Source organism: Pseudogulbenkiania sp. FW507-F1 (assembly GCF_058781125.1).
The window spans coordinates 149,417-173,084 of sequence record NZ_JBYSWM010000003.1 but is presented as its reverse complement, the minus strand read 5'-3'; the positions used below and the strand labels follow the sequence as shown (position 1 = coordinate 173,084).

Below are 23,668 nucleotides of genomic sequence, written 5' to 3'. Positions count from 1 at the left end.
ACCATGAAAGCCGATCTCACGCGCTCGACCGACCGACCGGATAAGCATTACCGCAGCGTCCGCATGCAGCAGGGGCGGGTGCAGCTGGATGCCGACTGGAACGAACAGCAGGACATCCTGAACCGGCGCATCGAACTGGAAACCGTGGACGTCATCGGCCACACCGGCGCGCCCCTTGCCGCTCCTGGTTTCAAGCTCTCCGGCAACGGCCAGAACATCGACATCAGCGCCGGTCACTTCTATCTGGAAGGCCTGCTGTGTGACAACCCGGCGCCCGCCTCGCTGATCGCACAGCCGTCGCTGAAGAACACGGTCTCGCCGATCCTGCCGGCCGGTTTCACGCAGTTGCCGCTGCCGCCGGCGAATGCGGCTCCGCTTGCCGGGATCATGCTGTACGACGGCAGCGGCAACGCGGTAACGCCGCCGGACGGCATCTACCTGGGCTACCTGGAGGCCTGGCTGCGCCATGTCACGGCGCTGGAAGACCCGCTGATCCGCGAGGTGGCGCTGGGCGGGCCCGACAGTGCCACGCGCGACCAGCTGATCTGGCAGGTGAAACTGATGCGGGTGGCCGACCCCGGCACCGATATCGCGTGCAATAGCGCCTTCACCGCCTGGGATGCCCTGGTCGACGCCCCGGACGGCAAGATGGGCGCCCGTGCCGAGCCGAGCAAGCAGCCGAAAGACCCTTGCCTTCTTGCCCCGGAAGCAGGCTTCCGCCGCCTCGAGAATCTGCTCTACCGCGTGGAAATCCACGAGGATGGCAGCGCCGGCGGCAAGCTGCGCTACAAGTGGTCGCGCGACAACGGCAGCATCGTCAGCCGGGTGGTGCGCTGGCTTAACGACCCGGCGGCTGATGAGTTCGAGGTGGCCAGCATCGGCCGGGATGCCTATCTCTCGATCACGGCAGGCTGCTGGCTGGAATTCTTCGACGACACCCATGAGCTGCTCGGCCGCGCCGGCACGCTGGTGAAGGTGCTGAAGACCGAGGGCAACGTGGTCACCCTCGACCTGTCCAGCGCCACCGGGACACTCGACAAGGCCCTGTTTGGCGACAATCCGCGCGTGCGCCGCTGGGACGGCTGGGACGACATGGTGCCGCTCGCCGCCAACAGCCCCTATGACACCGGCTGGGTCGAGCTGGAGGATGGCGTCGAGATCAAGTTTCTCACCGGCAACTACCGGGTCGGCGACTACTGGACCATTCCCGCGCGCACCGCCACCGCCGACATCGAGTGGCCGCAGGCGAGCGGCAAGTCGCAGTTCCGCGCGCCCGAGGGCACGCTGCGCGCCTTTGCCCGGCTTGCCCTGCTGAGCTGCCAGAGCGGCAACTGGACCACCTTGTCGGACTGCCGCCCGCTGTTCCCCGCGCTTACCGAGCTGACCAACCTCTACTACGTTGGAGGCGATGGCCAGGAGGCCAAGCCCAATCCGATCGCCCCGCAGAACGTCAAGCTGGATCATCCGCTGGAAGTCGCGGTGTTCAACGGCGAGTTCCCGGTGGCCGGGGTGCCGGTGCGGTTTACCGCCGGCAGCGGCTCGCTGAACGGGGCCGGCTTGTCGGTCACGGTGAACACGCAGAGTAACGGCGTCGCGGCGGTCGAGTGGAGCCTGGCGCCTACCGGCGTCAGCCAGAGCTGCAAGGCGGAACTGCTGGAAGCCGGCCAGCCGGCCGTGGGCAAGTACAACCAGATCGATTTTGGCGCCCGCCTGTCGCTGGCCACCCAAGTGGCCTACGACCCGAGCCAATGCCCGGATTTCCAGGCCCAGGGCATCAGCGACGTCCAGGGCGCCATCGATGCGCTGTGCCACAAGAGCCACGGTGGAGGCTGCTGCATCGGCGTCGGCAAGGGAGGGGAATTCTCCACCCTGGACGAGGCCCTCAAGAAGCTGATCGGCAGCGACCAAAAGGATATCTGCCTGTGCCTGCTGCCGGGCGAGCACCAGCTGGAGGGCGACATCGAGCTGGGCGGCAAGGGGGTGAATCTCTTCATCCACGGCGCCGGTCCGGCCAGCCGCCTGATCCTGCGCGACCAGGCGCTGCAGCTGTTCGACTTCGCCTCGCTCACCCTGCAGGATTTCGACCTCATCGCCTTGGCAGCCAACCCCTCGCTATCCTTCGACGGTTGCGAGGAGCTGCGCATCCAGCGCATGCACCTGTCGGGTCTGACCGAGCCCGGCAACAGCCTGGTGCGTGTCGAGGGAGCGCAGCGTATCGATCTGGGCGGATGCGTCATCAATGCCTACCAGCCGGCCTCCGTGCAGCGAGCCCACGTGCTGATCGACCACTTGGTCGCGCTCGCCCCCATGGCCGCCGCGCTGGAAACGGGCAAGGGCGAGCTGTTTGCGTCGGTGCCGCTGACGTTGGCCGAAGCTTTCGCCAACTGGAGCGGGGCGGAGCGTGAAGCGTTCGGCCAACAGGTGGATACGCTGCTGCGCTCCAACGCGCTGCCGCTCGCCAACGGCGAATCCGAGGCACTGCTGGCTTTGCGGGCCGATATCGTCGCGGGTGCCGGTGCACGCCGGCTGGTGTCGGGGCTGAACCGTCTGCGCGGCGAATGGTTGCTCAACCCCTCCGGCTGCGCCCTGGCGCTGGCCGACGCCGAGGCGGACACCCTACTGGCCGACAACCATATCAACGGCCGCGTAACCTTGTATGGCGACGCCACCAAGGAAGAGCGGCTGAACCAGGACATCATGGAAAAACTCGGCCAGGGTTTTAGTCAGGGGAAGATTCGGTGGCTACGCGGTCGGGGCGAACTGCGCCTGCGCAACAACCGCCTGCGCGAGCTGCGCTTGGGTGACGCCATGCTGCAGCGTCTGCAGGAACTGGCTCTGGACGGCGGCACGCTCGCGGACGTCTATCGCAGCCTGGTTGCCGACGCCAATGTCCTGGCCGGGCTGGAAAGCGAATTATTGGGGTTCGACTTGGCGCTGGGCCAGAACGTGCTCGATCCGAGCGGCTCAGACGTCGGAATCGCCATTGCCAGCCAGGGCAAGTACCTCGGGAATTTTGCGCACAACGATTTCCGTCTCTTCACATTGGGACATGTCCCCGAAAAATTTGGCAATGGCGGGCTGAATATCGTCCAGATTTAGGCAGGCGAGGGGGCGGTCGCCGTAGGTACGGGCGCGGCCAAAGGTTGGCCGAAGACCGCCTTCCCGACGCGGCTGCCGCGTATTGCGTGCGTGCCCCCTGATTCTGCCTGGCCTTTCCCCTTGGTCGCCCCGATGTCCTTGCCGCCTTGCCCGCATGTCACTTGGGGTGGCGAAGGTCTATCGTGATGAGTACCGGTGGTGCAATAAAGCTCACGGGTCTTGGCCGCTGGATGGGGTGCCGACGAATGCGTCATTCGGCATGGCCGTCCCAGGGTGGCCGGTACCAACGGTGCGGATAGGTTAAGTCACAAACGGAGGGCGGGTATGAGTAGGGAAAAACGCCAGGTGCAAGCGCTGCGTCCCGAGCAAGAGGTCATGACACGGCAGCGTTTGCCGTATTTCGTCGGCATTTCAGGGCCAACCGTTGGCGCAGAAGGGCTCTCCATGCATCTGGTGGTCATCCCGCCGGGCGCCCGCGCCGAGCCGCACGTCCACATCGGCTACGAAACAGGCATTTACGTTCTCGAAGGACGCGTCCTTACCCGCTGGGGAGAGCGGCTTGAACACGAAGTGGTGAGCGAGGCAGGAGAGTTCCTGTTCATCCCGCCCGGTGTTCCGCACGAGGCCGTCAATCTCAGCACGACTGACGCTGCCCGGGCCGTCGTCGCCCGGAACGACCCGGCGGAACAAGACAAGGTGCAGCCCTATCACGTTCCGCCAAGTGAAAAGCCGGCCGTCTAGGTTGGCCGTCCCCTGCCTGGAGCATCCGATTCCGCTTTCATGCTTTCTGGCCAGGGTGAGCGGGGCGGGGCGTCTTGTCTGAAACGGCAATCGCGTATTTTCGGGTCGGCGGGTGGTGTGGGGGAGTCGGCTCGCCTGGGGCAACGTGGGGCAGGCTGGACAAACTTCGCCGCGAGCGACAGGAAAAGCAAAACCCGCCTGTAACCCGTGCCAGTTCTCAGTTCAGGACTGGTTGGCTCGGATCAAGACGGGTTGAATCTGGCGGAAGCGGTGAGATTCGAACTCACGGAAGGCTCACACCTTCGGCGGTTTTCAAGACCGCTGCCTTAAACCACTCGGCCACGCTTCCGTATCGGAATGAGCACGGAATATTACCGTCAGTTTGCGCTTTTGGCTAGGCCCTCAGGTGTTGAGCGCCAGCATTTCGGCGGCGTGCTGGCGGGTGGTGTCGGTGATGTCGACGCCGCCCAGCATGCGGGCGATTTCCATGATCCGTTCTTCGGCGTCGAGCGGGCGAATCTGGCTGAGGACCTTGCCCTGGCGCTCCGCCTTGCTGACCTGCCAGTGCGTGGCTGCGCAAGATGCAACTTGGGGCAGGTGGGTGATGCACAGCACCTGGTAGCGTTCGCCCAGCTGGCGCAGCAGCTTGCCGATGACCTCGGCGACGCGGCCGCCGATGCCGACGTCTACTTCGTCGAAGATCAGCGTCGGTACGCTGGCGACCTGGCTGATCACCACCTGCATGGCCAGACTGATGCGTGACAGCTCGCCGCCGGAGGCGACCTTGGCCAGCGAGCGCAGGCTGGTGCCGGCGTTGGCGGCGACCAGGTATTCGACCGACTCCAGGCCGTAGGCGGTGGGGTCACCCAGTGGCGCGAGTTCGATGGCGAAACGGGCGCCGCCCATCGCCAGATTCTGCATTTCCCCCGAAATGCGCTCGGACAGTTCCGCTGCGGCCTGGCGGCGTTTGCCGGACAGCGCTTCGGCCAAGGTGCGGTAGCGTGCCAGGCAGCTCGATTCGGCGACGGCGAGCGCCTCGATATCGGTCGACGCCTCCAGCTCCGCCAGCTGGCGCTGCCAGTCGGCCAGCTTTTCCGGCAGGTCCTGCGGCTGCGCCCGGTACTTGCGGGCGGCGCTCATCAGGGTATCGATGCGGCGCTCCATGTCGGCGAGCTGGGCCGGGTCTTCGTCGATGCTGGAGGCGTAATCGCGCAGGCCATAGACCACCTCGCGCAGCTCCGCGTCGACCGAGTCGAGCAGCGACAGGCTGTCGGTGAGGCGAGGGTCGAGATGGGACAGCTTGCTCAGCCGGCTCTGCACCTGTGCCAGCACGGACAGGCAGTTGCCGTCCATCTCGGAGAGCGCGTCCACCGCCAGCTGGGCGCTTTGCGCCAGTTCGGCCGCGTTGGCGAAGCGCGAGTGCGCCTGGTTCAACGCGGTCCATTCGTCGGGCTGGAGCTGGAGTTCACTCAGCTCGTTGATCTGCCAGGAAAGACGCTCGCGTTCGACTTCGAATTCGCGCGACTTCTTTTCGGCCTCTTCACGGGCGCGCCGCGCCTTGTGCAGCGCCTGCCAGGCCTCTTCCACGTCGCGCGCCAGCGCCAGCGAGCCGGCGTAGGCGTCGAGCAGGTGGCGTTGGGTTTCGGGCCGGGTCAGCGACTGGTGCGCGTGCTGGCCGTGGATGTCGACCAGAAAGTCTCCAACCTGTTTGAGCTGGGCCAGCGTTGCCGGCTGGCCGTTGATGAAGCCCTTGGAGCGGCCGCTGCGGTCGACCAGGCGGCGCAGCAGCAGCTCGTCCTCGTCCGAGTCCAGCGCGTTGTCGTGCAGCCAGGCGCGCAGCTCGGGCAGATAGGTCAGCGCGAACTGGGCGGAGATTTCGGCCCGGTCGGTGCCTTCCCGTACCATGGTGCCGTCGGCCCGGTCGCCCAGCAGCAGGCCGAGCGCGTCGAGGATGATGGATTTGCCGGCACCGGTTTCCCCGGTCAGCACGGTGAAGCCGTCGGAAAAGTCCAGCGCCAGCTGGTCGACGATGACGAAATCTTTGACGTTGAGCGTGAGCAGCATAGATAGGCGAGTTTGGTCAGGGTCAGAGCAGGCGTTCGCCCCAGTGCAACTTGTGCCGGAGCATGTCGTAGTAGTTGTAGCCGACTGGGTGCAGGATGCGCAGGTGGTTGCGGTGGCGGCGGATCAGCACGCGGTCCATTTCCATCAGGTCGCAGTGCGACTGGCCGTCGAAGTGCACGCGCGCATCCAGCCCGCGCGTCAGCATGAATTCGACTTCACACGAGTCGTTGACCGCGATCGGCCGGTTGCTCAGTGACTGCGGACAGATCGGTACCAGTGCGATGGCTTGCAGCGTCGGGTGCAGGATCGGGCCGCCGGAGGCCAGCGAGTAGGCGGTGGAGCCGGTTGGCGTCGAGACGATCAGGCCGTCCGAGCGTTGGCTGTAGACGAACTGGTTGTCGACGAAGATTTCGAACTCGATCATCGAGCCCACCGCGCCGCGGCTGAAGACCACGTCGTTGAAGGCCAGCGCGTTCATCACCTCGGCGTCTTCGCGCATCACCGTCGCCTGCAGCAGGATGCGGTCTTCCGGGATGAACTGGCCGGCGAGGATGGCGTCCACCGAGCTCAGCATCTCGTGCAGCGGGATGTCGGTCATGAAGCCAAGCCGGCCCTGGTTGATGCCGACCATCGGCACGCGGTAGGGGGCGAGCAGGCGGGCGATGGACAGCATGGTGCCGTCGCCGCCCAATACGATGACGATGTCGGCGAGCTTGCCCAGGTCGAGCCGGTCGATCAGGGTGTAGGGCCCCGCTTCTGCGGGCGTGACGCTGTCGCGGTCGATCAGCACCGACACGCCCGAGGCCGCCAGATGGTCGGCCAGTTGCCGCAGCGAGGCGACAATGGAAGATTTGCTGTGGCGGGCCACCAGGCCCACGTTCTTGAAGAGACGATCCATGGCGTTATTTTACCGGGCTATGGCCGGTCGTTCTCGTTTATTCGTGGCTGGAGCGCTTCATGCCGGTGGTTTCCAGCGCCTTGAGATAAAAGCGTATCAGATCGGCCAGCGAATCGACGCCCAGTTTGCTGAACAGGTTGGCGCGATGGGCTTCGACGGTGCGCGGCGAGAGCTCCATGGCGCGGGCGATTTCCTTGCTGGACAGGCCGTCGGCCACCATCTCCAGCACCTCGCGTTCGCGTCCGCTGATGCGTGACAGCCGCTGCATCACTTCCAGCGTCTCGGTTTCGTGCTTGTGCTGCTGAATGCTCAGCCGGATGCCGCGGCGCAGGCTGTCGATCAGGCGGCTGGTGTCGATCGGCTTGGTCAGGAAATCGATGGCGCCGGCGCGGAAGGCGCGGCTGCATTGCTCGATATCGCCATGGCCGGTGATGAAGACGATGGGGATGGTGATCTCGCGCTGGATCAGCAATTCTTGCAGCGCCATGCCGCTCATCTGCGGCATGCGGATGTCGAGGATCATGCAGCCAATATCGCCTTCGCGGTAGTCGCGGACAAATTCCTGCGCGTTGGCAAAAGTGACCGCGCGCATCCCCTGCGCCATGATCAACATGGCCAGCGACTCCCTGACGGCGGGGTCATCGTCCACGATGAACACGCTGGGGGTCATGGTGTTGGTGCTACTGTCCATTCCGGGCTGTTTCCGATTGTTGTTGTGCCTTGGCTTGGTGTTTTACCACGAATCGGGGCGGATTCGGTTGATTTGCGGTCGGGCCGACGGCGGGCGAGCCGTAGGGTCAGGCAGGATGGTGGTAGTTGATGATGGCCATGACCGAGCTGCCGGACTTGAGGGTGGTTTCGGGCGAGGGGTTGAATTCCACTTCGCCACCGGGGTGCTCCAGGGCGATCACCATCACGTTCTGGGGCTGGGTCGGCTCGAATTCCCCCAGCCGCCGGCCGTCGCTTTCCGGGCCGACGCTGAACAGCCGGGCATGAAAGGCCTTGGGGAAACGCTGCTGCAATTGCTCGAACAGGTGCAGCGTTTCCGGCCGGGCCACCATGTTGGCCATGTTGACGCCCCCCAGGTGCGACGGGATCACCACCCGGTCGGCGCCGACGGTGAGCAGTTTGCGGCGTGAGGTTTCGGTTTCGGCCTTGGATACCGCCTTGATCGAGGGGTTGAGGTTTTTCGCCGTCACCACGACAAAGGCGTTCTCGGCGTCGGACGTCAGGCAGGTGACCAGGGCGCGTGCCTTGGCCACGCCCGCGGCGACCAGGTGTTCGTCCGCCGTGGCGTCGCCGACGATATAGGGCACGTCGCGGCTGTCGAGCTGCTGGGCCAGTGCTTCGTTCTTTTCGATGACGACCACGTCGTGGCCGGCGCTGATCAACTCTTCCAGCGTGTAGAGGCCGGTGCGGCTGAGGCCGCAAATGATGATGTGCTGATCGAGGCGTGCGATGCGTTTTTCCATTTTCCGGCGCTTGAGCAAGAGGGGCAGGTCACCCTGGAACAGCATCAGGGTGAGCGACGAGATGCCGTAGCCCAGCACCCCGGTGCCGAACACGATCAGGCTGATGGTGAACAACCGGCCGCCGTCAGTGAGCGGGTGGGTTTCGCCATAGCCGATGGTGGCCAGCGTGATGACGGTCATGTAAATGCTGTCGAAGAGCGACCAACCTTCGATCAGCATGTAGCCGGCTGTCCCGGTGCACACGGTCGCCAGGATCAGGCCGGACAAAAACAGCAGTTTACGGGTGAAGCTGGATTCCATGACTACCTGTTGAGGACGGAGCGGGCGGGCTGGCGGCCCGGATTATACGTCGGGAGTGTGGCGTCGCAGCAGGGCCGGAAACAGGTGCTGCAACTTGGCCAGCTTGGGGGCGATGACCGCCTGACAATACGGCGCTTCCCGGTTCTGGTCGTAATACTCCTGGTGGTAGGCCTCGGCCGGGTAAAACGAGTCCGCGGCGACCAGTTCGGTGACGATCGGCGCATCGAACACGCGCTGCCGTTCCAGTTCGGCGATGAAAGCGGCGGCTTCCTGTCGCTGAGCGTCGTCGTGGTAGAAGATGGCCGAGCGGTATTGCGTACCGACATCGTACCCCTGGCGGTTTGGCGTAGTGGGGTCGTGGATGGTGAAAAACACGGCCAGCAGGTCGCGGTAGGAGAGGGTGGCCGGGTCGTAGGTGATTTCGACGGCTTCGGCGTGCCCCGTGGTGCCATCGCATACCGCCCGATAGCTGGGGTCGGGAGCATGGCCGCCGGTATAGCCGGACACCACCGCGTGGACGCCGTCGAGGCGTCTGAAGGCCGATTCGGTGCACCAGAAACAGCCGCCGGCCAGGGTTGCCTTGTTCATTGCATGTACTCCTGTGTTTCGTCTATCGGCGGGCGCGGGCCGGTTCGGTCGAACCGCCGTACCGCTTCCTTCACCGTGGCGGTCTGGATGGCCACGGTGTCGGCGATGGGGACGGCATAGCCGCCAGCCATGGCGATGGCGACGCCGGCCTCGTCCCGCTGGCACGCATCCAGCACCATCCGGTCGCGCCGCAGCAGGCCGTCTGCCGTCAGCTTGAGCTTGCCCAGCCGGTCGCCTTCATACGGATCGGCACCGGCCAGGTAGAACACCAGATCGGGACGGGCTCGCCGGAACAGCTCCTCCAGGTTGGCCGAAAGCAGGGCCAGGTAAGTCTCGTCCGACGTGCCGTCCGGCAACTCGACGTCGCGGTCGCCGGCCACCTTGCGGAACGGGAAGTTGTTCTGGCCGTGCATCGAGAAGGTGAACACCCGTGCTTCATCGCGGAACAGGTCAGCAGTGCCGTTACCCTGATGCACGTCGAGATCGATCACCAGCGCTCGCCGGATATGGCCTTCGTCCAGCAGCAGGCGCGCCGCCACCGCCACGTCGTTGAACACGCAAAAGCCGCTGCCCTTGTCGGCCTGGGCGTGGTGGGTGCCGCCGGCCAGATTGACACCGCAGCCCTGCAGCAGCGCGACGCGTGCGGCGGCAATGGTGGCGCCAACCGAATGGCAGGCGCGCGCCACCAGCTGTGGCGACCACGGCAGGCCGATCTCCCGCTGTGCGCGTTCCGGCAGGCTGCCCTCGAGGAAGGCGTGGACGTAGGCGGCATCGTGCACGCGGCACAGTTCGGCCGGCGTCACCGCCGGTGCCGGCTCCAGCAGGTGGGGGGCGAAGCCCGCCACGGACTCGGCCAGGAGGCGGTATTTCTCGGCCGGGAAACGATGGCCGGGCGGCAAGGGCAGGGCCAGGTGATCGGTACGGAAAATGCGCATGGGGCGCTCAGAACGCCTTGACCAGGGCAAAGCGTGGCTGGGGCACGCCGTCGTGGGTGACACTCTCCTCGAACATGGCCACCGGGCGCACCCACAGGCCGTACTCGCCATAGAGTGCGCGGTAGACGACCAGCGGTTCTTCGGTTTCCGAGTGCTGCGCGCAGCCGATGACTTCGTACAACGGTCCCTTGTAGTGGCGGTAGATGCCGGGGGGGATGCTCATGTCGGACTCCAGAGACGGTAGAACAGCGGCAGATAGCGCTCTTCCACCTGGATATTCAGCGATTTGACGATGCGGAAGCACTCCTGCGCCGTGTCGATGCGTTCGGCCGGGCGCGTTTGGGGGGCGACGCGCGGGGTCGCGGCGTTGGCGGTGATGTTGACCACTATCGCCCGATTGCCGTCGGCCAGTTCGACGAAGCTGCCTGGCGGGTAGATGCCGATGACTTTTACCAGGTGGGATACCAGCTCCGGGTCGATTTCCCCCATCTTGCCGGCATAGAGCTCGCCCAGGGCCTGCTTGGGCTTCATGCGCGCGCGGTAGGTGCGCGGCATCATCTTGGCGGTCACCAGGTCCAGTGCGTGCAGCAAATGGGCCAATGGCTCGACGTCTTCACCGGCCAGGCTGAACGGATAGCCGCGGCCGTTCTTCTTTTCATGGTGCAACAGCACGATGGTGTGCCATAGCACATCGTCGACCCCGGCTTCGCGCAGCAGGGCGGAACTTAACAGCGGGTGAGCATGCAGGGTCTGGCGCTGGGCGGTGGAGGGCTCGGCCTGCTGCGAGGCCATGTTGTCCTGCAGGCTGGCCGAGGAGACGTTCATCGTCAGGGCCGCGCACACCAGTTGCTCGGTATCGGCCGACGGCAGCCCGTAGCTCTGCCCGACCCGGGCCGCCAAGAGGGCGCAGTTGATGGCGTGATGGGCTGCATAGTGGCGATACGGGCACAGCATGATGGCGGCGATGACGCCGTCGGGCTGGCCGCCGGCCATCTCGATCAGCAGATCGGCTAGCTCCATCAGGCGTTCGCGGTAGTCGCTGAAAACCAGCACGCGCTGGTTCAGGGCGCGCAGATAATCGGCCAGGTTGGGCACCGCCTGCACCGGGCTGATGCTGGTCGGGGGCAGGGCGGGGATCGGTCCGGTGGGGGCGTCTTCAATCAGCGATTGCTTGAATTTGTCCGTCAGCCGGAAGTGTTGCTCGGGTTCCTGCGCGCCATGCCTGACGGTGACCTCAACCAGGCGGTTATGGATATAAAGTGAATCTGGCAGGCTAAAACGCAATTTGTATGCTCCATGGCGATTCTTGTACGTTTGGTACAAGTATACCGCGCCGAAGGGAATTGCGGCGTGGCTCCCCCTGCAACGGGCATCCTCGGATTTCAGACCTGGCCGCGGTTTCAGGGAAGCCTGGCCAGGCAGTCTGTCAGCAGCGCGTACACGCCGTCGGCGTCGGCCTCGGTGAGATATAGGACATTCGCCGGTCGGCCGCTCACGCCCCACCAGTCCACCACCGTGGCGCCCAGCGTCAGCGGGCTTGCCGTTTCCACCTCGACATTGACCCGGCGTCCCTTGAACAGGTCAGGCTGCAGCAGATAGGCCACCACGCAAGGGTCGTGCAAGGGAGCGCCGTTGGCGCCGAAGCGCTGCACGTCGTGGCGCTCATGGCTGATCAGGATATCGGCCGCGAGGGGGCCGCAGCGATTGGCCAGGGCGTGCAGGCGGGCGATGCGTGCTGAGCTGGCGCCCACCTGGTGGGTCACATCCAGCGGCAGCATCACGATCGGTACGCCCGAGCGCAGCACGATGGCGGCCGCTTCCGGGTCGACGAAAATATTGAACTCGGCCGCCGGCGAGATGTTGCCACCGGCAAAGTAGCTGCCGCCCATCAAGACGATTTCCTTGATGCGTGGCGCGATGTCCGGTGCTTTGGCCAGGGCAAGGGCGATGTTGGTCAGTGGACCGACGGGGCAGAGGGTGATGGTGCCTGGCGTCGCCTCGCGCAAGGTGTCGACGATGAAGTCGACGGCATGCTTGTCTTGCAGCGGCATCTCCGGTTGGTGAAGGGGGACGCCGTCGAGCCCGCTCCTGCCATGGACATGTTCGGAGGTGACCAGCGGGCGCAGCAGCGGGCGTTCACAGCCTGCGTAAACCGGGATATCGGGGCGTTGTGCCCATTCGCAAACGATGCGGGCGTTGCGCGAGGTCAGGTCCACGCCCACATTGCCGGCCACCGTGGTCAGCGCGAGCAGGTCGATCTGTTCGCCAGCTCCCAACAAGGCGAGGATGGCCACGGCATCGTCTAGGCCGGGGTCGGTATCGAAAATGATAGTGGGACGCGTCATGTCGGGCGCCTATGGAGAGGTGGGGACGGCGTCACGCCGGTAAGGTATCTCGTGGGTATCGGGAAGACGGGTTCTCCCGTACCCCATTTTAAACATACGTTCTGTTTTCCCGTCCTGCCAATACACGAGTGTTGCCCAGCCCGGAAAGCTGATGGGCGATGCAGGTTGGCCGAAAGACAGGGCAGGCGGACTTGGCTAGAATACCGCCTCCTGAATCCGAGGTATTCCCGAATGAAGCTGGTACTCGCCCCGATGGAGGGCTTGGTCGACGACATCATGCGCGATGTGCTGACCCGCATCGGCGGCATCGATTGGTGCGTGACCGAGTTCGTGCGCGTTACCAGCACACTGCTGCCACCCAAGATGTTCTACCGGCTGGCGCCCGAATTGCACCGGGCCGCACGTACGCGAGCGGGTACCAGCGTGCGTGTGCAATTGCTGGGATCGGATCCGGTGTGCCTGGCGGATAATGCGGTACGCGCGGTCGAGCTGGGCGCTCCGGCGGTCGACCTCAACTTCGGTTGCCCGGCCCCCACCGTCAACCGCCATCGCGGCGGGGCGGTATTGCTCACCGAGCCGGAGCTCTTGTTCCAGATCGTGGCGGCCGTGCGTGCCAGCGTCCCCAAAGAAGTGCCGGTCACGGCCAAGATGCGGTTGGGTTATGAGGACAAGAGCCTGGCGCTGGAATGCGCGCAGGCGATTGAGCGGGCGGGAGCGGATGAATTGGTGGTGCATGGCCGCACCAAGGTCGAGGGCTATCGGCCGCCCGCCCACTGGGACTGGATTGCCCGCATCCGCGAGAGTGTCAATCTGCCGGTCATCGCCAACGGCGAGGTGTGGACGGTGGAGGATTACCACGCCATTCGCCGCGAGAGTGGTTGCGACACCGTGATGATCGGGCGTGGGCTGATCGCCGCACCGGATCTGGCGCGACGCATCAAGGCCGGGCCGGGGGCCGAACCGATGCCGTGGGACGAGATGATGATCTGGCTGCGCGATTTCTTCGAGCAGTGCCGTGAGCGGGCGGAAGAATCGGCCTACCCGGCGTCGCGACTGAAGCAGTGGCTGGGGCAGCTCAAGCGTAGCTACCCCGAGGCGGGCGAATTGTTCGAACAGGTGCGACGTGAGAAGCAGTCGGTAGTGATTGCCCAGATACTTGCTTGACATACGTAATTGTACGGATAGTACGAAGTTATCATGTCGCCTACAGTTCAAGGGCAGCCGGTTGTTTGCTTCGTTGCCGGCAGCGGTAGCATCGGTGCCTCTCAGTTCCGGTTGTTACATTCCCCCCAAGCAAATTGATACGCCCTTCATGCGAAGGGCGTCTTCTTTTGGCGCTGCCGGTTCACAGGCGATGCCGCCAGGGAGGTTGATCCTCGGTGTGGGCGTGGGTTTCGTGTTTAAGTCCAGCGGGCAATGCGCAGCCCGGTTCTGGGGTGGGGGTCAGACGAACTCGACCGGCACGAAGTAGCTGCGGCCGGTGCGCGAGACCAGAACCTGCGGCTGACCCTGTACGACCGAGCGGAAGGCGCGCGGCAGACGGCGCCAGTCGAGGAACTTCATCTTGATTTGTTGGTTGTTGCTCATGGTGCATCCTCCTCAATCGACCTTGTGAATCACGTTGGTGACCACGCCCCAGATGAAGAACGAGGCCTCTTCCGGCACCTCTATCGGGGCAAAATCCGGATTTTCCGGCAGCAGGCGCAGGCCCGTCGCCGTTTTCTCCAGCCGTTTTACCGTCAGCTCGCCATTGATCACCGCTACCACCACTTTGCCGTGACGAGCCTCCAGCGATTTGTCTACTACCAGCATGTCCCCATCGTGGATGCCGGCATTGATCATCGAGTCGCCCTTGACCGTGACCAGGAAACTGGAGGCGGGGCGTCTGACCAGGTGGGTGTTCAGGTCGACGTCGGCTTCTTTTAGGTCGTCGGCGGCGACGGGGGCGCCGGCGGGAACACGGCTGGCGAACAGAGGTAACGATACGTCGGACAATTCGCTGGTGAGCGAGCGGAATTCGTCCACGTGCAGTTCACGTACCGCCCGTATGGCGCGATACTCTTGCAGCCAGGCTTCCAGTACCGGCTTGAGTGGTTCCGGTACACGCATGGCGACCGTCTTGTCACCGCCAAAAGCGGACTTCCTGCCGGCGCCTTGGCGCTTGCCTCCCTGGGTCATGCTGCTTTGCTCTGTGTCCTGACGATGATTTGATTCTGTACAAAATCAAACAGACTGGCAACCTGAATTTGCGGTCGAGCATGGAAGCGATGGCGACAATACAACAGGGCGGGTGAGTCCGTGCCCGGTTCAGGCGGCGGACTGCATGAGAGGAGCGGTGCCGGGGATGCGCCTCTCGCCAAGGTTGGCCGAAGCGGCCTTTCCCGGTTTGTCAGCCCGCCGTGCCCGTGTACTCATGTGGCTTGCGTGGCGGCATCGATACCGCATGGCGCTGGTCGGCGACGGCGTAGCCTGATAGACTGTGCGCCTTTTGCCAACGCGCCAAGTCATTGTGAACAAAACGGATTTTTCCTCGCTTCCCCTCTCGCCCGCCCTGGTCGACAACTTGGCCAGCCTTGGCTATACCCGCATGACCCCGATCCAGGCGCAGAGCCTCCCGGTCATCCTCAACCGCCAGGACCTGATCGCCCAGGCCAAGACCGGTAGCGGCAAGACGGCTGCCTTCGGCCTGGGATTGCTCGACAAGATCAATCCGCGCTGGTTTGCCGTGCAGGCGCTGGTGTTGTGCCCGACGCGCGAGCTGGCCGATCAGGTGGCCAAGGAAATCCGCCGGCTGGCGCGTAGTGTCGACAACATCAAGGTGGTGACGCTGTGCGGTGGCACACCGATGGGGCCGCAGATCGGCTCGCTGGAGCACGGCGCGCACGTGGTGGTGGGCACGCCGGGCCGGTTGCACGATCACCTGAGCCGCAACACGCTGGACCTGTCCACCGTCGAAACCCTGGTGCTGGACGAGGCCGACCGCATGGTGGACATGGGCTTCTACGAGGAGATCGTTGGCATCGTCGCCGCCTGTCCGCGCAAGCGTCAGACGCTGCTGTTCTCCGCCACTTATCCGGACACTATCCGCAAGCAGAGCGCACGCTTTCTGAAGAACCCGGTCGAGGTCAAAGTGGAGTCGCTGCATGATGCGGGCCACATCGAGCAGCACTTTTACAAGATTCAGCCGGAACGGCGCGTGGCGACGGTGGCGGCGTTGCTCGGCCATTTCCGTCCGGTCTCGACCATCGCCTTCTGCAATACCAAGCAGCAGGTGCGCGAATTGGCGAATGAGCTGCAACAGCAGGGCTTCTCGGCGCTGGCGTTGTACGGCGAGCTGGAGCAGCGCGAGCGCGACGAAATCCTGGTGCAGTTTGCCAACCGCAGCTGTTCGGTGCTCGTGGCCACCGACGTGGCGGCGCGCGGCCTCGACATCAGCACGCTGGAAGCGGTGATCAACGTCGACCTGTCGCACGATCCGGAAATTCACATCCACCGTATCGGCCGTACCGGGCGTGGTGGCGAGAAGGGGCTGGCGCTGAGCCTGGTCGGCCCGAACGACAGTAAGCGACTGGCGCTGATCGAGGATTACCAGCAGGCCAAGCCGAACTGGGCGGATCCGGCCGAGCTGACGAGCAGTGATAGCCCGCTGGTGCCGCCAATGGTGACGCTGTGCATTGCGGCTGGCCGCAAGGACAAGGTGCGCCCGGGCGACATCCTGGGCGCGCTCACCGGTGAGGCGGGCATTGCCGGTCAGCAGGTAGGCAAGATATCGGTGTTCGAATTTTCCAGCTACGTGGCGCTGGATCGCCATATCGCCCAGCAGGCCTTCAGCCGCCTGGCCGAGGGGCGGATCAAGGGGCGCAGCTTCAAGATGCGCTTCGTCGGTGCTTAAGCCCGGACCAACCCTGGCGCATGAAAACCAAAGCGGCCCTCGACGGGCCGCTTTTTTGCGTCATCAGTGATGCCCTCAGTGGGCATGGGTATGATCGTGGCGGTGTTTCCAGTTGTCGAACAACCAGGATATCCCCTGGATCACCCCCACCACGGCGAGCGCCGCCAAGAGGGCCAACGGAATCCATGGTGCGGAAACGAACAGCACAACGACCATGATGATGCTGATCATCAATAGGCCGGTGTACCAACCGCCCTGTTTGCCTTGCGATTTCATCTCGGTACTCCCCACCTCCAACCAGCACGTGCCTATCACATTCAGTCTAGTTCATGGCGTCGGTGATGGCAGGGGATGGTGAGTTGTCGAGGTGCGGCAGGGTTTGGCAGGGTCAGGGATCGGGCTGCCAGTTGGCGTAGCGTTGTTCGATCTTGGCGGTGGTGCCGTCGTTGACCATGCTGGCCAAGGCCTGGCGCAAGCTGGTGATGGTGGCATCCGGCGTTGCCAGGCTGCAGGCCAGGCCGCCGGTAACGCGGAAGAAGGTGTGTACCGGCACCACTTGCTTGGTCAGGCCGGCTTTGCGCAGAAGATCGGCGGCGACCAGGCGGTTGGCGGCCCACAGGTCGATACGCTGGGCGACCAGCTTGCGCGGATTGGCACTTTCCTCGATGGCAGTATCGACGATAAAGCCGCGTTCTTTCAGATAGCTGTCACGGATGTCGCCGTTGTAGGTGCCGATGACGTAGCGTCGGGCGTCTTCGAGGTTGTCGATGTCGAATTTCCGGCTGGCCAGGCCAAACAGCGTCCAGTCGGCGTAGGTTGTCGGTTCGACCCACTTGAACAACTTGTCACGGTCCGGCGTGTGAGCCGTATTGAACACGCAGTAATTGGCCTGGGTCTGCGCCAACGAGTAGGCCCGAAGCCAAGGCAGCACCACGATGCGATAGTCGATATGGGTGCGGGCCATCATTTCGCGCACCTTGTCGGTAACGACTCCGGCGAGCTGCCCGTTGATCATCATCTGATTTGGCGGATACGACTCGGTGGTCAGCGTCAGGGGCGGTAGCGCTTCAGCCCTCAGCATGGGCGATAAAAGAAGTGAAGCCGCCAGCGCGATGGCTGCTCCCCAGCGCCCGACAGGGCCGGCAGGGCCAATCCATTTGCCTATTGTCAGCCGTTGAGTCATGTTTTCGTCATTGTGGTTGTGTGCTTCGGTCCGCAAAGGGTAAACAGGCTTGTCTCCGCGTGCAACCCGATTCCTGCTTTTCCACGCTTGATAAAGAGGGTCTTTGGGGTGCGTCGCCAGCACGGCTTCAGTACTGGTATCAACCTTCCCGGTGCATGCTGGTCCGTTTCATGCATTGTCTTCAGGGTGTACTCCGGGCGGCTTGGTTGATGGCCGGGCCGCGGGATGGCCGGTCGGCGGTGGCGGCGTTGAGGGCATCGAGTAGGCTGCCTTTGGGAGAGGTTTTGCGGCTGTCATTTTTTGATGGGGAAAACTATCATCAAATCAACATGATGCCGGGCACGCCAAGGGTGCCCGTATTACAGAATTCGCCGCTTGGCAGAAAGCATATGAACGCCATGAACAGCCGTCCTTTTGCCTTCGTGCGCACGCCGCTCCCACCCGAGCAGCTCAAATTGCAGGTCGAGGCCATGCGCTGGCTGCTGGATTTGCCTGCCCCGGTACGTCCATTGAAGCTGTCGCGGCAGTATGCCCGTATCGTCAATCGACTGGCCCAGCTGTGGCCCGAGGAGAGTTCATGCCGCCGCTATCTCGATAGCCTGATGCTGGATGAGCGCGGCGGACGACAGGGGTTTCAACTGGAAATCGTCATGGAGCTGGGCAACCTGCTCAATTATTACGACGAACTGCATCCGGTGAGGTCGGCTCCCGTCTGGGAGTGGGGCGGGAATACGCTCGGCCATTGAGGCTTTTACCTTTGGCCGCATGCCATGGTGTTGCCAGCGACGGGCAGACGGCGGCTCAGCGTTGCAGCACGTAGCTACCGGGGGCGTGGCCAAGCGGCGGGTAGCCTTGCTCGGCGGCGCCCATTGGCGGCGGCTCCCGGAGGCCGTCGGAGTGGCTTCGCAGCCAGTCCGACCAGGCCGGCCACCATGAGCCTTCGTGAGGGGTGGTGGAGGCAAACCAGGTTTCCGGGTCGATGTAGGGGTGGTCGCTGGGGCGGTGCGAGAGCCGGTAGTGTCTGCCGTCGTGGCCCGGTTCGCTGACAATGCCGGCGTTGTGGCCGCCGCTGGTGAGCAGGAAGCTGATGTCGGCATCGGCGGCAAGGTGGATTTTATACACCGATCGCCAGGGCGCGACGTGGTCGGTTTCCGTGGCCACGACGAACATCGGCACGCGGATGTCGCTCAGCACCACGGGGCGGCCGCCGATGCGGTAGCGGCCTTCGGCCAGGTCGTTGTTGAGGAAGAAACGGCGCAGGTACTCGCTGTGCATGCGGTAGGGCATGCGCGTGGCGTCGGCATTCCAGGCCATCATGTCGTTCAACGGCTCGCGCCGTCCCATCAGGTATTCGTGCACCAGGCGCGACCAGATCAGGTCGTTTGAGCGCAGGAGCTGAAAGGCGCCTGCCATCTGTTTGGTGTCGAGATAACCCTGGTCCCACATGATGTCTTCGAGGTAGCTCAACTGGCTGTGGTCGATGAACAGCATCAGTTCGCCGGCTTCGGTAAAGTCGGTCTGCGCCGCCAGCAGGGTGACCGAGGCCAGGATCGGATCGGTTTCGCGTGCCAGATAGGCCGCCGCGATCGACAGCAAGGTACCGCCCAGGCAATAGCCGACGCTGTGGACCGGGGCGTCGGGGACGATGGCGCGGATGGCATCGAGCGCATCCAGGACTCCCAGCCGCAGGTAGTCTTCCAGGCCGATGTCGCGGTCGTCGCTGTGCGGGTTGTGCCAGGAGATCATGAACACGGTGTGGCCCTGTCCGACCAGGTAGTTGACCAGCGAGTTACCGGGGGAGAGGTCGAGAATGTAGTACTTCATGATCCAGGCCGGCACGATCAGGACCGGTTCGGCATGAACCTGCCCGGTTTGCGGTGTGTACTGGATCAGTTCGATCAGCCGGTTTCGGTAGACCACCTGGCCGGGCGTGATGGCGACTTCATGTCCCGGGCGGTAGGCTTCGGCCCCCAGAGGCGGCTTGCCGCCGATGGCGCGCTCCCAGTCGGCCTGGAAGTGGCGTAGGCCGCGTATCAGGTTCTGCCCCTGTTCCTGGAGGGTGGTTTGCAGTACCTCGGGGTTGGTGGCGACGAAATTGATCGGCGACATCATGTCGAGCAATTGGCGTGCGGTGAAGGACACGACCTGCTCATGGTGACGCGAGACGCCGCTAATGCCGGTGGTGGCGTTGTGCCACCATTGCTGGTTGAGCAGGAAGGCCTGCGAAATCAGATTGAACGGCCAGTTCTGCCAGGCGGGACTGCTGAAGCGGCGGTCCTGCGGCAGCGGTTGGATGCAGGCCGGGCAGCCCGCATTGGCGTGCGCCCTGACGGCGTAATTGCCGAGCCGGACCGACTTGCGTACGCCCTTTTCCACTAGCTGCTGCCATTTGCCCGGGGAGACGGCGAGATGCACCGCCCAGTCGAAATAAGCCAGGGCCAGGCTGGCCGGCGATATGCCGAGAGTGGCTCGGCCCAGATTGGCGCGCAGCAGCCGGTCGAGGCTGGTGGGACCGTCGTCGGCGTCGCTGGAGCCGGGCTCGGACACGGATGGGGGAGTGGGTGGTTCGCCATCGAACAGGCCGGAGAGTCGAGCCCAGTGGCCGCTCCACTGGCGGAGCCCCTCGTACCAGCCGAGTACCGGCCAGGCGTTCTGCGGTACGGTCGGGAGAATGGGGGCGGTGGAGCGTGTCTGCGGGTCGGTTGCCTTGTTCACTGTCAATCACCTTTGCCGTTTCTTGTCATGATAACGGTTTGTGCCAGGCGTAGCAGGGAAGACGGAACGGCTACCCTTGGTGGTATGGGTTTCACTGTGTCATGCGGGGCGACCCCGGACCTTGATGAAGGTTAAATCCGGATGTGTGATGTGGTCTTTTCCCGGCGGCGCGCGAACGGGGCAGTGATTGTGCAAATCGCCGCGATGCCCTAGTCTCGCTGCCATTTGGGAGAAACGGCGTATGTTGATGCTGCTGGCGGCGAGAATCGACCGCAACAATCAGATTCTGATCAATGCCCGGCTGGATGGCTACCCGGCGCATTTTCACGTGGAGCCGGAGGCGGTCGATGCCTGGCTCCAGCTGCCGCCATTGGGTACGGAGAATTCGCTGACCCTGCTGCAGGGCAACTGGAGCCGCTTTGCGGCGCCGCTGGAAAGACTGGTGCGGCGCCACGGTAACGATTTTGTGGTGACGGCGGAGATGCTCAAGCCGTGAGCGAGGGCTGAATTACACCGTCCCGTCCGGATTTTTTCGGGTTCCCGGCGGCGGGGTGTCGTCCGGGTGGGGCGGGAGGGTCCGCTGCAGGCGCTTGAGCTGGTCGAGGTCCGACAGGATCTGCCAGGTCAGATGGTCGATGCGCTTGTGCAGGCCATCGATCGACGCTTCGGACTTGAGGTTGACCTCGAAGTCGCGAATCATCGTCATGCGGTCGCGTGCGGCCTGACGGTTCTGCGACATCATGATGATCGGCGCCTGGATCGCTGCCAACATCGACAGGATCAGGTTGAGGAACACGTAGGGGTAGGGGTCGAAGGCCCGGGTGCCCAGGATGCCGGTGTTGATAATGGTCCAGCTGATGAGCACGGCGGTGAAAATGCCGATGAACGTCCAGGAGCCGCCGAATTCGGCGACACGGTCGGCCAGCCGCTCACCGAGGGTGACGCCGTCGTCAGGAAGGCTGGTGTCGGTACGCGTGGCCTGCAGCCGTTTGGAAATGCGCATCAGGGCGTGGCGCTCGCGTTCGCCGAGGCCGCCTACGCCGGTGTGCAGCAAGTGTTCTGCCAGGTAGCGGATGTCGCGGTTGTCCTGTTGCATGATGGAGTCCCCCGAGTTGATGGTGGGTGGGTTGGGACCACGTGCGGTCGCACCCCTTCTATTGTGACGGCGCGATTGTGCCACAAGCTGACGGTGGAGCGTGTAAGCATTCGTAACGGGGCTTCGGCCAACCTTTGAGGCCGGCCGGCCTTGCGGGGAGTGTTCTCCGGCGATCGTGCGGGTTACACTTTTGCCCTTTCACCAGAACAAATAAGGACAGAGCATGGAACAGTTCGATAACGTCAGCGTGGTCAAGAAGGCCAATGTTTACTTCGACGGTAAATGCGTCAGCCACAACATCGTCCTGGCCGATGGCACCAAGAAATCGGTAGGCGTCATTCTGCCGGCCAAACTGACGTTCAACACGGGTGCACCGGAAATCATGGAAGTGCTGGCCGGCGAGTGCCGCGTCACCCTGAGTGGCGAGAGCGAGTCGCGGACCTACAGGGGGGGCGAGTCGTTCAAGGTGCCCGGCAACAGCGCGTTCGATATCGAAGTGGTCGATACCCTGCACTACGTTTGCCATTTCGGCTGATTTCGACAGCGGTACCCCAGATAAAAGGCGACTTCGGTCGCCTTTTTTGTTTTTGGGCCGGAGGAGGGGTTGCTGATTTACAAGCGATACGGTTGGCGCGTAGTATTGCTACGTTTTTTCGCGACCAGAGTCCATCACAGGGTCAGGAAACGGCCTGACGTGGACGTCGAAATACGGCGGGCAAACAGGGTTAATGCTTGTTTTGTATTGATATATTGAATGGCGTTGCCTTTTATTGCCGGCCGGTATGTGACGACCTGTCCTAGATGGATGGCGTGCTCTATAACAAAATATCTGTAGCAATGCTACACATCTGGCGCAACAAACCGCCGGCTTGCCATGCGGACGCTCACTGCATCGGGCCGGCTGACCGTAAACAGCAGAAAATAGTATGGATGGAACGACAGACATGTCCTCTCAGCTTGGCAAGACCAATTACTCGCGCGCCCTGACGGTGCTCACCTCCCTGTTTTTCATGTGGGGGTTGATCACGTCGCTCAACGACATCCTCATCCCGCACCTGAAGGCGATCTTCACCCTGAGTTACCTGCAGGCGGCACTGATCCAGTTCAGTTTCTTCACCGCCTACTTCGTGATGTCGTTTCCGTCGGGCTACCTGGTGGAAAAGCTCGGCTACAAGCGCGGCATCATGATCGGCCTGGCAACGGCGGGTCTCGGCTGTCTGTTGTTCTACCCGGCGGCCGGCGCCAAGTCCTACCCGTTCTTCCTCGGCGCGCTGTTCATTCTGGCCTCCGGCATCACCCTGCTGCAGGTGGCGGCCAACCCCTACGTCACCTTGCTGGGGAAGCCCGAGACCGCGTCCAGCCGCCTCAACCTGACCCAGGCGTTCAACTCGCTGGGGACGGCCATCGGGCCGTTGGTGGGGTCGGTGCTGATTCTGGCGGTGGCGGTGAAACCGGCGCAGGAGCTGAGCGGCCTGTCGCCGGAACAGCTGGCGGCCTACAGCGCCGCCGAGGCCGGTTCGGTGCAGACGCCGTACCTGATTCTGGCCGCGCTGCTGTTTGCCCTGGCCGTGATCATCGGCCTGTTCAAGCTGCCGAAGGTGACGGAGGGCGATACCCCGGCCGATGCGCCGCAAGGCAACGCCGAGTACCATGCGCATGACAGCGTCTGGGGCTACCGCCACCTGGTGCTGGGCGCGGTGGGCATCTTCACCTATGTGGGGGCCGAAGTGTCGATCGGCAGTTTCCTGGTGAGCCTGATGGGGCAGCCGCAGATTGCCGGTCTGTCCGAGGCGGTGGCCGGCAAGTATCTGGCCCTGTACTGGACCGGTGCCATGGTGGGTCGTTTCATCGGTGGCGTGGTGATGCGCAAGATCAAACCGGGCCACGTGCTGGCCTTCAACGCGCTGGTCAACGCGCTGCTGATCGCGGTAGCGATGAGCGCCGGCGGCAAGGCGGCGATGTGGGGCCTGATCGCGATCGGCCTGTTCAACTCGATCATGTTCCCGACCATCTTCTCGCTGGCCATCGAAGGGCTGGGCAAGTTCACCGGGGAAGGCTCGGGCGTGCTGTGTATGGCGATCGTCGGCGGTGCCATCGTGCCGCTGATCCAGGCGTTCTTCGCCGACCGCATCGGCATCCTGTATTCCTTCGTGGTGCCGCTGGTGTGCTACGCCTACATCGTGTTTTATGGCTTGAAGGGGCACTACGCCGACTTCAGCGCGACACGCAAGGTGGCGGCGGTGAAGCGCTGAGAACCTGTTCACGATCAGTCGCGAGCAGTCCTCAGCGGGGTGAAGAGCAGCGCAGGAACCAGAATGTACTGGAGTACATGAGGATTCC

General features: G+C 63.7%; 23 protein-coding genes and 1 tRNA gene. 8 read left to right on the top strand and 16 right to left on the bottom strand.

The features are described from left to right. Positions 1–3: 3 nt before the first annotated feature. The gene (locus AC3WG5_RS03395; RefSeq protein ID WP_492567784.1) at positions 4–3,099 is read left to right on the top strand and encodes a DUF6519 domain-containing protein; all 3,096 of its coding nucleotides are present in this window, start codon (positions 4–6) and stop codon (positions 3,097–3,099) included. A 324-nt stretch (positions 3,100–3,423) separates the two neighbouring features. Continuing rightward, positions 3,424–3,840 carry a cupin domain-containing protein gene (locus AC3WG5_RS03390; protein WP_492567783.1) on the top strand — a complete coding sequence of 139 codons (417 nt, stop codon included), beginning with the start codon at positions 3,424–3,426 and terminating at the stop codon, positions 3,838–3,840. Between the two features lie 259 nt (positions 3,841–4,099). On the opposite strand, the gene AC3WG5_RS03385 is transcribed toward AC3WG5_RS03390, so the two are convergent. The 10 genes from AC3WG5_RS03385 to AC3WG5_RS03340 all read right to left on the bottom strand — a co-directional run bounded on the left by AC3WG5_RS03385 (position 4,100) and on the right by AC3WG5_RS03340 (position 12,442). Further along, positions 4,100–4,189 (bottom strand) — tRNA-Ser (locus AC3WG5_RS03385). 53 nt (positions 4,190–4,242) lie between these two features. After that, positions 4,243–5,904, bottom strand: a complete 1,662-nt coding sequence (gene recN / locus AC3WG5_RS03380) for a DNA repair protein RecN (RefSeq protein WP_492567782.1) — start codon at positions 5,902–5,904, stop codon at positions 4,243–4,245. Positions 5,905–5,926: 22 nt separating this feature from the next. After that, positions 5,927–6,802 carry an NAD kinase gene (locus AC3WG5_RS03375; RefSeq protein WP_492567781.1) on the bottom strand — a complete coding sequence of 292 codons (876 nt, stop codon included), beginning with the start codon at positions 6,800–6,802 and terminating at the stop codon, positions 5,927–5,929. Positions 6,803–6,839: 37 nt separating this feature from the next. Next, positions 6,840–7,493: a response regulator transcription factor gene (locus tag AC3WG5_RS03370; RefSeq protein WP_008953994.1), complete on the bottom strand. Its 654-nt coding sequence runs from the start codon at positions 7,491–7,493 to the stop codon at positions 6,840–6,842. Positions 7,494–7,599: 106 nt separating this feature from the next. Next, entirely contained in the window at positions 7,600–8,574 is a 975-nt protein-coding gene (locus AC3WG5_RS03365; protein ID WP_008953995.1) for a potassium channel family protein, read from the bottom strand. A 42-nt stretch (positions 8,575–8,616) separates the two neighbouring features. Then, complete coding sequence (gene msrA, locus AC3WG5_RS03360) at positions 8,617–9,162, bottom strand: peptide-methionine (S)-S-oxide reductase MsrA (protein ID WP_492567780.1); 546 nt, start codon at positions 9,160–9,162, stop codon at positions 8,617–8,619. Continuing rightward, on the bottom strand, positions 9,159–10,097 hold the full coding sequence (locus tag AC3WG5_RS03355) for a histone deacetylase family protein (RefSeq protein WP_492567779.1): 939 nt from the start codon (positions 10,095–10,097) through the stop codon (positions 9,159–9,161). Before AC3WG5_RS03355 ends, msrA begins: the two co-directional genes overlap by 4 nt. A gap of 7 nt (positions 10,098–10,104) precedes the next feature. Further along, a complete protein-coding gene (locus AC3WG5_RS03350) occupies positions 10,105–10,320 on the bottom strand; it encodes a DUF1653 domain-containing protein (protein ID WP_294863872.1) in 216 nt (71 codons plus the stop codon). Then, a complete protein-coding gene (locus AC3WG5_RS03345) occupies positions 10,317–11,381 on the bottom strand; it encodes an HD-GYP domain-containing protein (protein ID WP_492567778.1) in 1,065 nt (354 codons plus the stop codon). The genes AC3WG5_RS03350 and AC3WG5_RS03345 overlap by 4 nt, the downstream gene beginning before the upstream one ends. Positions 11,382–11,497: 116 nt before the next feature. Then, positions 11,498–12,442, bottom strand: coding sequence for a nucleoside hydrolase (locus AC3WG5_RS03340; RefSeq protein ID WP_008954000.1), 945 nt, complete (start codon positions 12,440–12,442; stop codon positions 11,498–11,500). 231 nt (positions 12,443–12,673) lie between these two features. On the opposite strand from AC3WG5_RS03340, the gene AC3WG5_RS03335 reads away from it, so the two are divergent. Beyond that, positions 12,674–13,606 (top strand): tRNA dihydrouridine synthase, encoded by a 933-nt coding sequence (locus AC3WG5_RS03335; protein WP_492567777.1) that lies wholly within the window; start codon positions 12,674–12,676, stop codon positions 13,604–13,606. Positions 13,607–13,885: 279 nt separating this feature from the next. On the opposite strand, the gene AC3WG5_RS03330 is transcribed toward AC3WG5_RS03335, so the two are convergent. Both AC3WG5_RS03330 and AC3WG5_RS03325 read right to left on the bottom strand, forming a co-directional pair. After that, entirely contained in the window at positions 13,886–14,029 is a 144-nt protein-coding gene (locus AC3WG5_RS03330; protein ID WP_008954002.1) for a hypothetical protein, read from the bottom strand. Positions 14,030–14,041: 12 nt separating this feature from the next. Continuing rightward, entirely contained in the window at positions 14,042–14,620 is a 579-nt protein-coding gene (locus AC3WG5_RS03325; protein WP_008954003.1) for a LexA family protein, read from the bottom strand. 301 nt (positions 14,621–14,921) lie between these two features. On the opposite strand from AC3WG5_RS03325, the gene dbpA reads away from it, so the two are divergent. After that, positions 14,922–16,334 carry an ATP-dependent RNA helicase DbpA gene (gene dbpA / locus AC3WG5_RS03320; protein WP_492567776.1) on the top strand — a complete coding sequence of 471 codons (1,413 nt, stop codon included), beginning with the start codon at positions 14,922–14,924 and terminating at the stop codon, positions 16,332–16,334. Between the two features lie 75 nt (positions 16,335–16,409). On the opposite strand, the gene AC3WG5_RS03315 is transcribed toward dbpA, so the two are convergent. Together AC3WG5_RS03315 and AC3WG5_RS03310 are read right to left on the bottom strand one after the other, a co-directional pair. Then, positions 16,410–16,610, bottom strand: coding sequence for a hypothetical protein (locus AC3WG5_RS03315; protein WP_008954005.1), 201 nt, complete (start codon positions 16,608–16,610; stop codon positions 16,410–16,412). 112 nt (positions 16,611–16,722) lie between these two features. Next, positions 16,723–17,415: a substrate-binding periplasmic protein gene (locus AC3WG5_RS03310; RefSeq protein ID WP_492567775.1), complete on the bottom strand. Its 693-nt coding sequence runs from the start codon at positions 17,413–17,415 to the stop codon at positions 16,723–16,725. Between the two features lie 491 nt (positions 17,416–17,906). Here AC3WG5_RS03310 and AC3WG5_RS03305 point away from each other — a divergent pair, with 491 nt between their 5' ends. Next, on the top strand, positions 17,907–18,263 hold the full coding sequence (locus AC3WG5_RS03305) for a hypothetical protein (protein ID WP_492567774.1): 357 nt from the start codon (positions 17,907–17,909) through the stop codon (positions 18,261–18,263). A 55-nt stretch (positions 18,264–18,318) separates the two neighbouring features. Here the strand turns inward: AC3WG5_RS03305 and AC3WG5_RS03300 are convergent, their stop codons facing one another. Beyond that, positions 18,319–20,232, bottom strand: a complete 1,914-nt coding sequence (locus AC3WG5_RS03300) for a PHA/PHB synthase family protein (protein ID WP_492567773.1) — start codon at positions 20,230–20,232, stop codon at positions 18,319–18,321. A 241-nt stretch (positions 20,233–20,473) separates the two neighbouring features. On the opposite strand from AC3WG5_RS03300, the gene AC3WG5_RS03295 reads away from it, so the two are divergent. Then, complete coding sequence (locus AC3WG5_RS03295; protein ID WP_008954009.1) at positions 20,474–20,728, top strand: hypothetical protein; 255 nt, start codon at positions 20,474–20,476, stop codon at positions 20,726–20,728. Between the two features lie 12 nt (positions 20,729–20,740). Here the strand turns inward: AC3WG5_RS03295 and AC3WG5_RS03290 are convergent, their stop codons facing one another. Further along, the gene (locus AC3WG5_RS03290) at positions 20,741–21,328 is read right to left on the bottom strand and encodes a DUF1003 domain-containing protein (RefSeq protein ID WP_008954010.1); all 588 of its coding nucleotides are present in this window, start codon (positions 21,326–21,328) and stop codon (positions 20,741–20,743) included. A 223-nt stretch (positions 21,329–21,551) separates the two neighbouring features. On the opposite strand from AC3WG5_RS03290, the gene ppnP reads away from it, so the two are divergent. Then, positions 21,552–21,863 carry a pyrimidine/purine nucleoside phosphorylase gene (gene ppnP / locus AC3WG5_RS03285; protein ID WP_294863862.1) on the top strand — a complete coding sequence of 104 codons (312 nt, stop codon included), beginning with the start codon at positions 21,552–21,554 and terminating at the stop codon, positions 21,861–21,863. 409 nt (positions 21,864–22,272) lie between these two features. Next, positions 22,273–23,580 carry an L-fucose:H+ symporter permease gene (gene fucP, locus AC3WG5_RS03280; RefSeq protein ID WP_492567772.1) on the top strand — a complete coding sequence of 436 codons (1,308 nt, stop codon included), beginning with the start codon at positions 22,273–22,275 and terminating at the stop codon, positions 23,578–23,580. Positions 23,581–23,668 lie beyond the last annotated feature (88 nt).

What these genes read in the sequence shown, in the direction of transcription:
- AC3WG5_RS03310 (WP_492567775.1), bottom strand. Translation starts at nt 17,415, where the DNA reads ATGCTGAGGGCTGAAGCGCTACCGCCCCTGACGCTGACCACCGAGTCG.
- AC3WG5_RS03305 (WP_492567774.1), top strand. Translation starts at nt 17,907, where the DNA reads ATGAACGCCATGAACAGCCGTCCTTTTGCCTTCGTGCGCACGCCGCTC.
- AC3WG5_RS03370 (WP_008953994.1), bottom strand. Translation starts at nt 7,493, where the DNA reads ATGGACAGTAGCACCAACACCATGACCCCCAGCGTGTTCATCGTGGAC.
- AC3WG5_RS03395 (WP_492567784.1), top strand. Translation starts at nt 4, where the DNA reads ATGAAAGCCGATCTCACGCGCTCGACCGACCGACCGGATAAGCATTAC.
- AC3WG5_RS03355 (WP_492567779.1), bottom strand. Translation starts at nt 10,097, where the DNA reads ATGCGCATTTTCCGTACCGATCACCTGGCCCTGCCCTTGCCGCCCGGC.
- AC3WG5_RS03330 (WP_008954002.1), bottom strand. Translation starts at nt 14,029, where the DNA reads ATGAGCAACAACCAACAAATCAAGATGAAGTTCCTCGACTGGCGCCGT.
- AC3WG5_RS03325 (WP_008954003.1), bottom strand. Translation starts at nt 14,620, where the DNA reads ATGACCCAGGGAGGCAAGCGCCAAGGCGCCGGCAGGAAGTCCGCTTTT.
- ppnP (WP_294863862.1), top strand. Translation starts at nt 21,552, where the DNA reads ATGGAACAGTTCGATAACGTCAGCGTGGTCAAGAAGGCCAATGTTTAC.
- AC3WG5_RS03375 (WP_492567781.1), bottom strand. Translation starts at nt 6,802, where the DNA reads ATGGATCGTCTCTTCAAGAACGTGGGCCTGGTGGCCCGCCACAGCAAA.
- AC3WG5_RS03290 (WP_008954010.1), bottom strand. Translation starts at nt 21,328, where the DNA reads ATGCAACAGGACAACCGCGACATCCGCTACCTGGCAGAACACTTGCTG.
- AC3WG5_RS03335 (WP_492567777.1), top strand. Translation starts at nt 12,674, where the DNA reads ATGAAGCTGGTACTCGCCCCGATGGAGGGCTTGGTCGACGACATCATG.
- recN (WP_492567782.1), bottom strand. Translation starts at nt 5,904, where the DNA reads ATGCTGCTCACGCTCAACGTCAAAGATTTCGTCATCGTCGACCAGCTG.
- AC3WG5_RS03350 (WP_294863872.1), bottom strand. Translation starts at nt 10,320, where the DNA reads ATGAGCATCCCCCCCGGCATCTACCGCCACTACAAGGGACCGTTGTAC.
- msrA (WP_492567780.1), bottom strand. Translation starts at nt 9,162, where the DNA reads ATGAACAAGGCAACCCTGGCCGGCGGCTGTTTCTGGTGCACCGAATCG.
- fucP (WP_492567772.1), top strand. Translation starts at nt 22,273, where the DNA reads ATGTCCTCTCAGCTTGGCAAGACCAATTACTCGCGCGCCCTGACGGTG.
- AC3WG5_RS03340 (WP_008954000.1), bottom strand. Translation starts at nt 12,442, where the DNA reads ATGACGCGTCCCACTATCATTTTCGATACCGACCCCGGCCTAGACGAT.
- AC3WG5_RS03365 (WP_008953995.1), bottom strand. Translation starts at nt 8,574, where the DNA reads ATGGAATCCAGCTTCACCCGTAAACTGCTGTTTTTGTCCGGCCTGATC.
- AC3WG5_RS03390 (WP_492567783.1), top strand. Translation starts at nt 3,424, where the DNA reads ATGAGTAGGGAAAAACGCCAGGTGCAAGCGCTGCGTCCCGAGCAAGAG.
- AC3WG5_RS03295 (WP_008954009.1), top strand. Translation starts at nt 20,474, where the DNA reads ATGTTGATGCTGCTGGCGGCGAGAATCGACCGCAACAATCAGATTCTG.
- AC3WG5_RS03315 (WP_008954005.1), bottom strand. Translation starts at nt 16,610, where the DNA reads ATGAAATCGCAAGGCAAACAGGGCGGTTGGTACACCGGCCTATTGATG.